The sequence below is a fragment of the Thermococcus alcaliphilus genome (genome assembly GCF_024054535.1).
Classification (GTDB): domain Archaea; phylum Methanobacteriota_B; class Thermococci; order Thermococcales; family Thermococcaceae; genus Thermococcus_A; species Thermococcus_A alcaliphilus.
This window is the reverse complement of the sequence record NZ_JAMXLV010000022.1, coordinates 50,630-64,531: the sequence shown is the minus strand read 5'-3', so window position 1 is coordinate 64,531 and position 13,902 is coordinate 50,630. Positions and strand designations below refer to the sequence as shown.

Genomic DNA, 13,902 nt, shown 5'->3' with positions numbered 1-13,902 from the left:
CTTATCTTTTTGGATTCCTATTATTTTAGCTTTTCTAAACTTGTCGATCTTCTTTAAAAAAAGTTTATAAGCTCACTCAAGCAACCGTAATTTGAGAGAGGTGAGGTATTTTGAGCGAGGAGATTAATAACATTGAGAAAGAGCGCTCATATGGTGAAGAACTTGAATTAGGGATGGATTTTCAAACTACTGAGGAAATTAAAGTTCCTGAAAAGTTGATAGATCAGGTCATCGGTCAAGATCATGCTGTTGAAGTGATAAAAACTGCAGCAAAGCAAAAAAGACACGTACTGTTGATAGGCGAACCAGGTACAGGTAAATCCATGTTAGGCCAGGCCATGGCGGAACTTCTTCCAACTGAAAATCTTGAGGATATTCTAGTCTTTCCAAACCCAGAAGACGAAAATATGCCTAAAATAAAGACCGTACCAGCATGTCAAGGCAGACAAATAGTAGAGCGTTATAGACAAAAGGCAAAGGAGCAAGAAAACATAAAGTCATACCTGCTGCTTTTTGTGCTTTTTGTAGTCATGCTTGCAGTTCTTATGGACCGCTCAGCCCAAACTTTGCTCTTTGGAGTCTTCGTGCTCATTGTCTCACTGATGGCAATATCGAACATGAGGCTTAGAAATCAAGCTTTGGTGCCGAAGCTCCTAGTTGATAACTGTGGAAGAAGAAAAGCCCCATTTGTTGACGCAACCGGAGCTCATGCTGGAGCTCTGCTTGGAGACGTTAGACATGACCCGTTCCAATGTTTTAGCGGCGAAGAAAGCATTGTAATTGAAAAAGGCAAAGAGAAAAGAGTGTTCAAACTTAGGGAGTTCGTTGATAGTGCCCTCAAAGAGCCCTCTGGAGAAGGAATGGACGGAAAGATTAGGGTGGTTTATAAGGATCTCCAGGGAGAGGACGTAAAAATACTCGCAAAGGATGGATTTGTAAAGCTTCTCTATGTCAATAGAAGGGAAGGAAAGCAAAAGCTTAGAAAAATAGTAAACCTTGAAAAGGATTACTGGCTTGCATTAACACCTGAACACAAAGTGTACACGGCAAGAGGTCTTAAAGAAGCTGGAGAGATAACCAAGGATGACGAAATAATAAGGGTACCCATTACAGTCCTCGACAAGTTTGATGTTGCTAAAACCTATAATGAGGAAGAAAAACTCAAAGCCTACCTCCGCTGGAAAGAGTATCACGAAAAAACTGGTAATGGTTACAAGAAAGCTGCAAAGGAGCTTGGTATCAAGGAGAGTACACTTCGCTGGTGGACTCAGGGAGCAAAGCCAAACTCACTCAAAATGATAGAGGAGCTTGAAAAGCTCAACTTACTTCCATTAAACAGTGAAGACAGCAGACTCGAAAAGATAGCAAGGATTTTGGGTGCTCTCTTTAGCGATGGAAGCATTGATAAAAACCTCAATACTCTGAGCTTTGTTTCAAGCGAAAAGGAAGCCATTGAGCTTTTTGTGAAAACACTTGGCGAGCTCTTTGGAGATTTCGATTACGAGATTAAAGAGAACCGCGAGAGCAGAGGGAAGAGCATTCTTTTTAGAACATGGGACAGAAAAATTATAAGGTTCTTTGTTGCACTTGGTGCACCGGCTGGCAATAAGACCAAAGTCAAGTTTGAGCTTCCGTGGTGGATCAAGCTTAAGCCATCGATCTTCCTCTCCTTCATGGATGGTTTCTATAGCGGCGATGGTAGTGTACCGAGGTTTGCTCGTTACAAAGACGGCATAAAATTCAATGGAAGTCTTGAAATAGCCCAGCTTACCGATGAGCTTGAAAAGAAGCTCCCATTCTTTGAGGAACTAGTGTGGTACCTAGGCTTCTTTGGGATTAAAGCGAAAGTCAGAGTGGATGAAGCGAGAGGTAAACACAAGGTGAGGCTTATATTGTCCCAGTCCGTAGACAATGTACTCAACTTCCTTGAGTTCATTCCGATAAGCCTTTCTCCAGCAAAGAGAGAAAAGTTCCTTAGAGAAGTTGAGAAATACCTAGCGGCTGTCCCAGAATCAAGCCTTGCCGAAAGGTTTGGAGAGCTTAAGGAGCGTTTTGAAAAGATTAAAAGGGGACAGAGAAAGCACTTCATCGAAAGCTGGGAGGAAGTAGAGGTTACTTACAACGTAACTACAGAGACAGGAAATCTACTTGCCAATGGTCTATTTGTTAAGAACTCTGGAGGTCTCGGCACTCCAGCTCACGAAAGAGTTGAGCCCGGAATGATCCACAGGGCACATAAAGGTGTGCTCTTCATAGACGAGATAGCTACTCTTAGTTTGAAAATGCAGCAGAGCTTGCTAACTGCCATGCAGGAGAAGAAAATGCCCATAACGGGACAGAGCGAACTTTCGAGTGGTGCCATGGTGAGAACAGAGCCAGTGCCATGTGATTTCATTTTGGTTGCTGCAGGAAACCTAGATACAGTTGATAAGATGCATCCTGCTTTGCGTTCTAGAATAAGAGGGTATGGTTATGAAGTTTATATGAGGACCACAATGCCCGATACACTTGAAAACAGAAGAAAGCTCGTACGTTTTGTTGCCCAAGAGGTTGTTAAGGATGGCAAGATCCCTCACTTTACCAAGGATGCCGTTGAAGAGATAGTTAGAGAAGCCCAAAAGAGAGCAGGCAGAAAGGGTCATCTTACCTTGAGACTTAGAGACCTTGGAGGCATAATAAGAGCCGCTGGTGATATAGCTGTTAGAGAAGGTGCTAAGTACGTTACTAGAGAACACGTACTAAAGGCATTACAACTCGCCAAGCCCCTTGAAAAGCAGTTGGCAGATTGGTACATAGAGAGAAAGAAGGAATATCAAGTTATCAAGAGCGAGGGAGGGGAAATAGGAAGGGTGAATGGCCTTGCAGTGATAGGAGAGCAGAGCGGTATTGTGTTGCCCATTGAAGCCGTAGTCGCTCCAGCGGCAAGCAAAGAGGAAGGTAAGATAATTGTAACTGGTAAGCTTGGAGAAATAGCGAAGGAAGCAGTCCAAAACGTTTCAGCTATAATAAAGCGTTACAAGGGAGAGGACATTAGCAGATATGATATCCACGTTCAGTTCCTCCAAACCTATGAGGGTGTTGAAGGTGACAGCGCAAGCATAAGCGTTGCAACGGCAGTTATTTCAGCCCTTGAAGAAGTTCCCGTAAAGCAGAGCGTTGCTATGACCGGTTCGCTAAGTGTTAGGGGAGAAGTTTTGCCCGTTGGTGGGGTTACGCCAAAAATAGAGGCGGCAATTGAAGCGGGAATAAAGCAGGTTATAATTCCAAAGGCAAACGAGAAGGATGTCTTCTTAAGTCCAGACAAAGCTGAAAAGATCGAAATAATCCCTGTTGAGACAATTGATGAAGTGCTCCAGATAGCCCTTGAGGACTCAGAAAAGAAAGATGACCTGATAAGAAGAATTAAGGGAGCATTGCCCCTCGCTTAATCTTCAAGAAGCTCTGACAACCCTGCACATTCTATTATCTTTTTTGCTATTTCCTTCCCCATCTCGATGTCTGTGAGTTCTTTTACTATTACTTTTCCACTGGGATATATGCTCGTTTCGTAGCCGTCTATTACTGCTATCGCCATCATTTTGGGGATAACGCTTTTCACTTGGTAACCTCTCCCTTTCAGACACTCTGCAGTCTTTTTTAAATCAACGGTAACCTCTTTATCCCACGAATAGGGCTGAACTATTACTCCTTTCATGGTTGTGCACGGTTTTGAGATGATCATCTTATCACCGGTTTCTATTTTTGGGGAGATGCTTTTATGGCTTTCTACTCAACTTTGGGCATTGAAAAAGTTAAAAGTCAGAATGTGGAGTTTAGATCATGTTGCTTGAGATACTCCTAGCTATAGTCCTTCTTTGGGATGGATATTTTTTCATCAATTATCTCCTTAGTCTTCTAGAGCCATACAAAACTCGAAGATGGGTTCCTTTTGTGAGCATATTGATCCCCGCTTATAATGAAGGGGAGACCATTGCTGAGTCTATAAAATCAGCCCTCTCCCAAGATTATCCGGATTTTGAGGTTATTGTAATTGATGATGGTAGCGAGGATAATACGTTTGAGAAGGCTACCTCCCTGAAAGACCCGAGGGTGAGGGTTTTTAAGAAGACCCATGAGGGGAAAGCAAGAGCTCTTAACTTCGGACTCTCGAAGGCAAAGGGGGAGATAATAGTTACCACCGATGCGGACTCTATTTTATCCCCAAACGCTTTGAAATCTCTAGTGGAGAGGTTTTACTCTCCAGAGGTTGTCGGGGTAGGTGGTCAAGTGAGGGTTTTGGGAGAGTCTTTTTTAGAGAGGGCTCAAGACGTTGAACACCTTAGAATTGCCATGTTTAGACGGGCTAAGGAACTCGAAGACTTAAGTGTTGCCCCCGGTCCCCTCTCAGCCTTCAGAAGAGAAGCTTTAAAGCAGATTGGGGGATTTATAGAGAGTGAGGTTGAGGACTACGCAACAACAAAAGAACTCAAAAAACTTGGAAAGGTTCTCTATGCCCCGAAGGCAAGGGTCTACACGAGAATGCCGAAAACACTTCCAGAACTTTGGAGGCAGAGAAAGAGGTGGTTTTTGGGCGATTTGAAGCATCTAGGAGGAGGATTAGAAAAGGAGATCTTCTTCCTTCTCTTGGGCGACTTTGTTGCCCTTCTTGATATACTAGTTCCGGTTTTACTGCTCTTAACGGGAAACTTTGATTTGCTCTTGCTGTTCTTGAGTTATGAGGTGCTTACCCTTCTTATCCCTACGGTTGTTGAGGGGGGTTCTCTTCTAAATGCTCTTCTCTTTCCAGTATTTCTGTGGTTCTGGGCTCTCTTTTATCTTTTCCTCCACATCTATGGATATCTCCGGATGTTATTTGGGAATTTAAATGGGAAAATTTGAGCTGAAGTCTCCTTAGGTTTTTAAACCTAAATCTTGAAGTTTCTGCGGTGAGGAAAATGAACTTCAAATTTGAGATAAAAGCGCGAGATGCTGCGGGAAGAATCGGAAAAATTGAAGTTAACGGGAAAAAGCTCGAAACTCCAGCTATTATGCCCGTAGTTAACCCTAAGCAGCTCATAGTGACCCCTAAAGAGCTCAAAGAAATGGGCTTTGACATTATAATCACAAACTCCTACATAATCTACAAAGACGAAGAACTTAGAGAGAAAGCACTTGAAAAAGGCATTCACAGACTTTTGGATTACGATGGCATAGTGGAAGTCGATTCCGGAAGCTTTCAGCTTATGAGATATGGTGGAGTAGAGGTTACCAACAGAGAGATTATAGAGTTCCAGCACAAGATAGGCGTTGACATAGGAACGTTTCTTGACATCCCAACAATTCCAGATGCTCCAAGGGAAAAGGCTGAGGAAGACCTTAAGATAACACTCGAGAGAGCAAAAGAGGCTGAGAGCATAAAGAACATACCCATGAATGCCACCGTTCAGGGTTCAACGTATCTCGACTTGAGAACCTATGCCGCTAGAAAATTAAGCGAAATGAACTTTGAGATTCATCCGATTGGTGCTGTGGTACCTTTAATGGAGAGCTACCGATATAGGGATTTGGTTGATGTTGTAATAGCGTCAAAAATTGGGCTAAGACCGGATAGACCTGTTCACCTCTTCGGCGCTGGGCATCCAATGGTATTTGCTCTGGCAGTTGCGATGGGAATTGACCTCTTTGATTCGGCAAGCTACGCCCTTTACGCTAAAGACGACCGTTACATGACACCTGAAGGAACCAAGAGGCTTGAAGAGCTTGAGTATTTCCCATGCTCGTGTCCTGTCTGCTCTCGCTATACACCACAAGAGCTGCGTGAGATGTCAAAGGAAGAGAGAACAAGGCTTCTAGCCATTCACAACCTATGGGTCATTAGGGAGGAGTTAAACAGAGTGAAGCAAGCAATAAAAGAGGGAACCCTCTGGCAGCTAGTTGATGAGCGTTCAAGATCTCATCCAAAAATGTTTGCGGCTTATAAAAGACTGCTTGAATACAAGGACTACCTCGAGGAGAACGAGCCGATAACAAAGGCTTCTGCTTTTTTCAAGGTTAGTGAAGAGATTATGAGAACTCCCGTAGTTTTGAGAGCAAAGCAAAGAGCTGAAAGGGTAAAAGGGAAGTTCCCGGAGACAATCAGCCATCCCCTTTTTGGCGAAATTCCCAAATACCTGAGCTTAACTTTCCCGTTTGCCCAGAGCGAGGGGGAGGAGGACTTCACAATAGAGAAGCCCTCAAAAGAGGAAGCGAAGCTTTACGTTCAGGCTGTTGCTGAATATCAATTTGGCGAAGGAGCTAGTGAAGCCTTTAAAGATATTTTTGTCGAGCTCTCAAGAAAGACCGGAATGCCAAGACAGATAAAAGCTAGGGGCAAACACATAGCAACTTTTAGAGCGGAAGACGGTCTTTTGACCCTTGGAATTGAAGGAGCAAAAAGACTGCACAAGGTCCTTCCCTATCCGCGGATGAGGGTTGTTGTTAATGAAGACGCGGAGCCCTTTGCAAGAAGAGGAAAGAACGTCTTTGCAAAGTTCGTGGTTGATGCAGACGAGTCTATAAGACCATACGACGAAGTTCTTGTGGTGAATGAGAACGATGAGCTTTTGGCAACCGGACAAAGCCTGTTAAACGGCAAAGAACTTAAGATATTCCAGCAGGGGCTTGCGGTAAAAGTTAGAAGGGGAGTTGGGTAATCATTCGAGCGGAGACCTTCCATATTTTATGAAAACCCTCAACTCTTTGTCTTTCTTTTTCAAATAGTTCATTAGGGCTTCAAGCTCAGCTCTGAAGGCTTTCTGTTCAATTTTTACCCCTTCATGGGCTCTCTGGAGTGGTCTTATATAGCCGTTGCTCTCGTGCCACAGCAATTTTGCTATCAGCTCATCGTTGATTGATGTGTTGGATTGGAGCAGATATATGATGCCCCCTCTCATGGTTCTTATATATGCTGAGGGAACTCCCGTTTCTATGAACCTTTGGACAGTGGGGAAGTATTTCCTTAGAATTCTCGGCAGACGGTGGGCTATTTTCTTTTTTTCTTCAGCCCTTTCTGGGTCATATATTACACAGTAACCGGGAAGCTCTTCGCCATGCGTTTTGACAAGATATGCATCGATAAACGGCACATCAAGGAGATCTATGCCCAGCTTTGACGTAATTTTCCTGTTGTAGAAGCTCTTTGCGATGTAGATTAGCTTCCTTTGGAGGAGCTTCTCTAGTGAGTAGAGATACTCCAGGTAGCCTAGGACAACATGAATGGTGTTTCTTGCCTCTTCAAGGGTTAATGTCTTCCGTTCTGTATATTCATCCAGCTCTTCGGCAATTTTTATTATCTCACTTCTGGGAACCTCGGCTTTTAGTGCATCCCTCAACCTCTTTAAGGCACCGTCGTAGTTTACAACTTCTCCGCCTTCCATGGCTTTGTAGAACTCCGAGTATTCATCTATAACCTCGTCCGCGAGTATAACTCCACTGTAGAGCTCCCTTTCCTCAGCAAGGCGCTTTTCTAAATCGAGATAGTGCTCATCGAGCCTCTCCATGAAGTCCTTTATGAGCTCTTCTGGTTTGCCTTTCTCTAACGTATCAAGAAGGGTCGTTATGCCCTTAACGCTCTCGGGATAAACGGGAGGTCTTGTTAATGAACCGGTGAGTGTTCCGTCCATCAAAATCATATGTTCTTCATTCCCAACCAACGCTCCGAGCTTGTTTTCTAGGGTCTCCATTTGGAGTCTTATTATCTGGTCGGAGATTCCATGGTTATACGTCATAGCATTTGTATAGACTAGGCGAGCGCTCTTACCGTTTCCAAAGGCAAAAGAGGCAACTGTATATATTATTGTCCCACTCAGCCTTGCCTTCCCCTGGCTTCCATCAACAGCATAAACTTTGCTCTCCTTTTTTTCGGGAAGAGGTCTCCAATCCACCTTGCCCTCTAGAGCCCCTTCAGCTTCTTTGAGTTCTCTTTTGAGCATCTGGAGGATTTTATCCGCTTGATATTTGGAAATGAGGCGGTACATTCATCCCACCTCTACTTCTTCTACTCTCGAAACGCCGTTTTCAAGCCTGACTCTAACCACTCTATCTGCGGCATCCTTGAGCTCCTCGTCGTGCGAAACTATTATCACCTGCGGGATTTTTCTCAGATAGCGCTCCATGATGTCCACGAGTCTTCTTCTCCTCTCCTCGTCGAGATAAGGTGTCGGCTCGTCCATTATGAGGAGGGGAATCTCTCCCGCAAGGTAGAGGGATAAGGCTAATCTAAACGCCAGACCGAGGGCTATTCTCTCACCGCCGCTCAAGAATGAGAGCTCCCTCTCCTTTCCATCGTATATAACCCCAAGAACAACCTTGTTTTCCTTTGCCTTCACACTTATTCCGGAATATTTCTCCTCAGTGAGCTCTTCGAATATCTCACTTGCATATTCACCAACTTTTGCAAGGGCATCCTCCTTGAGGAGGTTCTTAAATCTTCTGACCTTTTCTCTGAGTTCTTGAACTCTTTTCTTGGCTTTCTTCAGCTCTTCAAGTTCTTTTTTCCTGTTCTTGACGTTATCCCTTTCTTTCTGTAGGTTCTCTAGGTTTTTGCTCAACTCTTCTTTTCTTTTTTCAAGGTTTTCAAGCTCGGTTTCTGCCTTCGTTAGGGCTTCTCTAGCCTGGATGTATTCTTTTTTAAGCTTGTCATGCTCTTCTTTGTTGTACTTTTTCTCGAGTTCTGTAATTCTCTCCTTTAACAGAGATAGTTGCTCTTCGAGCCCTTTCCTTTGCTTTTCCAAATCTTTTAGCTCTTCTTCCTCTTTGCCAAGGCGTTTTTTCTCTTTCTCAAGCTCATCTTTGACTTCTAAAAGGCCTAGGTATTCTTCATAGAGGGGTCTCAACTTTTCGAGCTCTGCCCTAAGGTCTTCTTCGTTTTCAAAGCCGAACTCTTTGAGTTTCTTATCGTATTTCTGAAGCTCTTTTTTGGCGTTTTCTATTTTCTCTCTTATGCTTCTCTTTGTTTTTTCTAGCACTGGCTTCTTTTTGAGTTCTTCTAAGATGCTCTTAAGTTTGCCCTCAAGCTGGTTCTTTTCTTTCGAGAGCTTTTCGTATTCTTTGGCCTCTTTCTCGAGTTCTCTTAGGTTAAACTGAGCTAACTTTTCCTCATTTTCCCTTATTTGTTTCAATATCTCTTCGTTTGCTATTACAGTGCTTTCCTTTTTCAAAGTCTTTTCAATTCTCATGAGCTCTGCCCTAAGTTCCTTCTCATCTTTTTCTAGCTCTTTCATCCTTTCCATGTATTTTTTAATCTCTATTTTGTAGCTTTTGATGAGTTCTTCTCTGTGTTCATCTGTAAGCTCGGCACCGCAGACGGGACACTTTCCTTTAGCCTTCATGAGCTCTGATATTGCCTTGTCTTTCTCTCCGGAGAGGCTCCTGAGCTTTCCTTTTTCTTCTCCAATCTTTTCAAGTCTCTCGCGGATTTCTTCTCTTCTCCTTTTTGCCTCTTCTATTTCGTCTTTGAGGGCTTTAATTTTCTCTTCGCTGAGAGATAATCTTTTCCTTAAATCTTCTACTGTTTTCTTGATTCTCATGGCTTCTTCATACTGCTCTATCTGTTGCTTTAGAGTTTCAAGCCTTTCTGCTATTTCTTCTATTTTTTCTTCGAGCTCTTTTACCTCTTCTTCCTTCTTCATGAGCTCTTTGAGTCTTTCTTCTATTTGGGAAAGCCTTCCTTCGTAGCCTTTAAGCTCTTTTTCGATCCTTGATTTTATTTCACTGTATTCCCTTTGGAACTTTTCGAGCTCCATATATATCTCAGCTTGAGGCTTGATTTTTTCAAGCTTTTCAAATTTCTTTTTCAGTTCATTTATCTTCTCTTTCCTTTCATTTGTTGACTTGATTAGGGAGCTTATCCTTGTCTTTACTCCTTCGAGATTCTTTTCAATTTCGCTTTTTTCCTCTTTCGCTTTGTTAAGCTGTTCCAACAGCTCGTCAAGTTCAGAAAGCCTCTTTTCTATTCTTTCAGCTTCCGCCCTCAGCTTTGGAATCTTTGGTGTGAGCTCGTTTATTTGCTTTATAGCTTCACTTAGGCTTTTTCGGGTTTCTTCTATCATCTCATCTATGTTCTTCATTGCTGTGAGGTATTCTTCAATTGCGCTGATTTTTGAGTCTATGGTTTTTCTAACTTCAAGAAGGTTGTTATAGGCGTTTTCATATTTATCCAAACCTAAAACCTTTCTAACAACCTTTTCTCTGCTTTCATCGCTCTCCAAGATTGCGTCAATTTCTCCTTGTCTTATGTATATCGCGTTCACAAATACATCGTAGGGAATCATTTTTTCCATCCATCTTCTCACGGACTGCTGGCTTGCTTCAGTTGCATGGTGCCATCCCTGACCTTCTTGATACTTAACAAAAGCTATGCCCCTTGTTATGTTCCTGTGGAGCTGGTATTTCACATTGTCTTTCTCAAAAAATATCGTTATCTCGGTGCTTTTCCCATTTACCCTGAGGATATCCTCCTTCTTAAGATCCTTGGGCTTCATGGGCCAATAAAGGCCTACAAGTATCGCATCGAGAAGGGAGCTTTTTCCAGAGCCGTTTTGCCCTATTATAAGATTTATCCCGGGTGCAAACGTTACCTTTGTGAACTCGTGTGAGCGGAAATCCCTCACGATTATCTTTTCAATCATCATTTTCTCTCACCCTTTCAGCCAAGATAATAAATCCGATTTTTTCTTTGGTGGCTCTTTTATCTTCTTGATTTTCTTCTCGGCTTCTAAATTGGGTTTTTCTTCTTTTATCCCCTCTTTGACTTCTTCTTTTCTCTCTTCCTTCTTAGGTGTAGCTTCTTTCTCTGGGGTGGAGCCTTTTAGGAGGAGCTCTATAACCTCTTCAAAATCTTCAAAATCTTTCTCGCCAACGAGCTCGATTATCTTGAGTTCCAGAGGGGTGAAGAACTCTTTTAGGTTTGTCGTGTCCCCCTTGATTATGGAAGGCCTTTTGAACTTCGTTCTTATGTGGAGGTATTCAACTTTGAAGATTTCGTGGAGAAAAGACACGTCAAAAGGTCTCTCCCACTCAATGTCCACCCTTAAAAAAGCCTCTTTCGGGATTTTTGTGCTCAGCTTTTTAAGCTCCGTTTTTACAACACTCTCGTCAGCTTTAATCTTAACATCGTAGAAGGGTCTAACGTCAAGCTTCACAAACCTTGGTTTAAAGTCTTCCACTATCAGAAAGCCCTTATCCTCTCCAGTTTGAGGAATAAAAGCGTTCCCGTTCCACCTGTATCTCATTTCGTAGTCCCCGAAGTCCCACCTCTCTAATGAACCTGGATAAGCAACCACACCCAGGCCTTTGTTGGTTTGCCACCTTTTGTGTATGTGCCCCATTGCGTAGTAAAGAAAGCCCTCTGGCAGGTCTTCAAGGGTTATCTCGAAATAATCTCTCTGCGTTTCCAGTTTTAGGCTGTCCATCATCTCCTTTATCCCCTGATGGAGCATAAGCACAGCGTCTCCGCTTGGCTTAAAGTACTCACTTAGCTTGTTTCTCTCAAACCACGCAGCACTCATGAACTTCATGCCGTAGATCTCAAGGCTTTTGTTCCCTTTTTCGAAGACTCCCTTGACGATTAGCTTTCCATTGACTTTTTCTGTGGTTTGATACGTGTTTTCTTTTTTCTCCTCGCTGAAGCCGAGGACGTGCATCAACCCCAGGGATTCTAGAAGATTGTAGGCGGAAATTCTCTTTTGGGTTCTGTCGTGGTTTCCCTCAATTGCAAAAACCGGAATTCCTTCTTCTTTTGGGATTGAAAGGATGTCTATGGCTTCTTTTATTGTTTGGGGGCTTGGGTTGCTGCGGTGGAAGAGGTCTCCCGCAATAAGTATAAAATCCACTTTTTCCTCGACTGCTTTTTTTATTGCAGTCTCAAAGGTTATTCTAAACTCCTCGGCTCTGTAGGGCAGTCTGTACTGCTCAAACCCAAGATGCACATCTGCAATATGGGCAAACTTAAAGGTCATATTCTATCCCCTCATCTTCATAAGCCTGCTGAATTTCTTCCTCTCTCTTCTCTTCTTCTGCTCTTTTACGCCACCTTGATACAATCCCTATGTCTTCTCCTCCATAATCGCCGCCCCTTTCTTTGAAGTTGTAAATCTTAACCAGCGCTGGAAGGGCTATTGCTTGGCCAACTATAACCGCCTCCCCTTTTCCAAGAGATGCTATATCGGCTAGTAAATCATTACTCAACTGTTCACTTGCCTTTAGAACGTAGTCCTGGTCTTTCGGATTTACGATCTTTAATATTATCTTGGTGTTTGTCTGGCTTAAGACGTCTTCATTAAGTTTGTTTGGTCTTTGGGATACTATTCCAAGCCCAACTCCAAACTTTCTTCCTTCCCTAGCAATTCTGCTCAAAACCCTCACGGCATCATTGTGTTCTCCTTGCGGGGCAAAGATGTGTGCCTCCTCCACTACCATGAGTATTGGCTCGGCAAGTGCTTTACTTTTCTTTTCGATGCTCTTCATAAGTTCCTTGAGCTCTTTGATTTCTTCTTCAAGTTTTGATGTTTTCGCCGCTCTGCTTTCTCTTAGATCTTCTTCTATGCGTTCAAGAGTCTTTCTGGCTTTTTCATAGTCTACCCTTGCTTCAAATATTCCCTGGAGCAGTTTTCCGACAACGACTTTCATTTGACCCTCATCTAAGGGCCCGAGGTCGATAACATTCGCCTTTCCCGGCTCAATTTGGGATATTAAGTCCTCACTAGTTAATAAGCTCCCATAATTCCTCAAAAATCTCCTAAGTCTTAAAACAACTCCCCTTAGTGTCTCCACTCTATCCGATTTGAGTTCCTCCGTGAAATAGTCCTTCTTCCCTTCATCCCAGTACCTCGCTTCTTTATTTCTGATCCAGTCGTTTATTGTCTCCATGAGCTTTTCAATGAGCTCTCTTCCGCCCAAATTTGGGTTTTCGTATTTGATTGTTTCCCAAGCTTTAGCTAGGAACTCTCTCTGTATGGTGGCATTTTTTGCGACCTCTATTAGGTCTGCCAGCTCCTCGCTATCCATTTCTTCAGGTCTTATTTTGGCCTCTATTATCTTGACATACTTTTTCCCTGTGTTGGGGAGCTTTAGCTTTACGTAATCCCCGTGTGGGTCTAGGACAACCACCGTTCCCCTGAGCTTTTCGACGATCTGGCTTATCATCACTGCAACGGTGTTTGACTTACCCGCCCCTGTAACTGCCAAAACGGCAAAATGCCTCGATACAAGTTCGTCAGCATTTAAATAAATTGGCACGCTCTCTCTTAGAAGAAGTGTCCCAACCTCTATGTACCCTTCCCCGGGGTTGTATATTGCCTTGAGAACCTCGTCGCTTAACCTGTAAACAGTCCTTCCATTAGGAATTGGGACTCTATTTGGTAGAACTTCAACCTTCTCGCCGTTAAAGCTGAGCTTGCCTAGAACCCTTACACTCGCGATTACTTCCTCGTTGTCCTCAATGCTCTCTCCGTATTGCTCCAAATCAAGCTGAAGGGACTGATACGTGCTTTTCCCACTTATGAGAAGCCAATTTATGTTTTGAAGTCTTCTGATTGTACCAATAACCCATTCCCCGTTTCTGTTCTGGGCAACGACAAACTCCCCAAACTGTAAATTCACATCGGGGTGAGCGGAAAAATCATACCCTATGACACTTGCCTCACCTTTGACTATCCCGACGGCATCTTCCGCTATCCTCATCATATCACCTTCATTTAATCAATTAACTCCGAGCTGGTTATAAACTTAATCTTAACCTTTAGTAATGGTAAGAAAAGACATGGATGGTAGATCAGACAGGAATCCGGTCATCATCTTGCCCTCAGGATCGGAAGCGCTCATCACTTCTCTTTAACATCCTACTACCTTTCTTTTAAAACTTTCCAAAAACTATTTTAATACCAA

8 protein-coding genes are annotated in these 13,902 nt (G+C 43.1%); 3 read left to right on the top strand and 5 right to left on the bottom strand.

The annotated features are described in order from the left end of the window. Positions 1-173: 173 nt before the first annotated feature. Positions 174-3,428: an ATP-dependent protease LonB gene (gene lonB, locus NF859_RS08265; protein WP_252743877.1), complete on the top strand. Its 3,255-nt coding sequence runs from the start codon at positions 174-176 to the stop codon at positions 3,426-3,428. Here the strand turns inward: lonB and NF859_RS08260 are convergent. Continuing rightward, positions 3,425-3,721 carry a hypothetical protein gene (locus NF859_RS08260; protein WP_252743813.1) on the bottom strand — a complete coding sequence of 99 codons (297 nt, stop codon included), beginning with the start codon at positions 3,719-3,721 and terminating at the stop codon, positions 3,425-3,427. The two genes, lonB and NF859_RS08260, sit on opposite strands and share 4 nt — an antisense overlap. Before the next feature lie 98 nt (positions 3,722-3,819). On the opposite strand from NF859_RS08260, the gene NF859_RS08255 reads away from it, so the two are divergent. Together NF859_RS08255 and tgtA are read left to right on the top strand one after the other, a co-directional pair. Continuing rightward, a complete protein-coding gene (locus NF859_RS08255) occupies positions 3,820-4,878 on the top strand; it encodes a glycosyltransferase family 2 protein (protein ID WP_252743812.1) in 1,059 nt (352 codons plus the stop codon). Positions 4,879-4,934: 56 nt separating this feature from the next. Further along, positions 4,935-6,671 (top strand): tRNA guanosine(15) transglycosylase TgtA, encoded by a 1,737-nt coding sequence (tgtA, locus tag NF859_RS08250; protein WP_252743811.1) that lies wholly within the window; start codon positions 4,935-4,937, stop codon positions 6,669-6,671. Here tgtA and nurA read toward each other — a convergent pair whose 3' ends face one another. Genes nurA through herA form a run of 4 tightly spaced genes read right to left on the bottom strand, consistent with a single transcriptional unit; the run spans position 6,672 to position 13,698 of the window. Further along, on the bottom strand, positions 6,672-7,994 hold the full coding sequence (gene nurA / locus NF859_RS08245) for a DNA double-strand break repair nuclease NurA (RefSeq protein WP_252743810.1): 1,323 nt from the start codon (positions 7,992-7,994) through the stop codon (positions 6,672-6,674). It lies immediately after the preceding gene. After that, positions 7,995-10,649 carry a DNA double-strand break repair ATPase Rad50 gene (gene rad50 / locus NF859_RS08240; RefSeq protein WP_252743809.1) on the bottom strand — a complete coding sequence of 885 codons (2,655 nt, stop codon included), beginning with the start codon at positions 10,647-10,649 and terminating at the stop codon, positions 7,995-7,997. It abuts the gene before it with no gap. 6 nt (positions 10,650-10,655) lie between these two features. Continuing rightward, positions 10,656-11,975, bottom strand: coding sequence for a DNA double-strand break repair protein Mre11 (gene mre11 / locus NF859_RS08235; RefSeq protein WP_252743808.1), 1,320 nt, complete (start codon positions 11,973-11,975; stop codon positions 10,656-10,658). Further along, the gene (gene herA / locus NF859_RS08230; RefSeq protein ID WP_252743807.1) at positions 11,965-13,698 is read right to left on the bottom strand and encodes a DNA double-strand break repair helicase HerA; all 1,734 of its coding nucleotides are present in this window, start codon (positions 13,696-13,698) and stop codon (positions 11,965-11,967) included. The genes mre11 and herA overlap by 11 nt, the downstream gene beginning before the upstream one ends. Positions 13,699-13,902 lie beyond the last annotated feature (204 nt).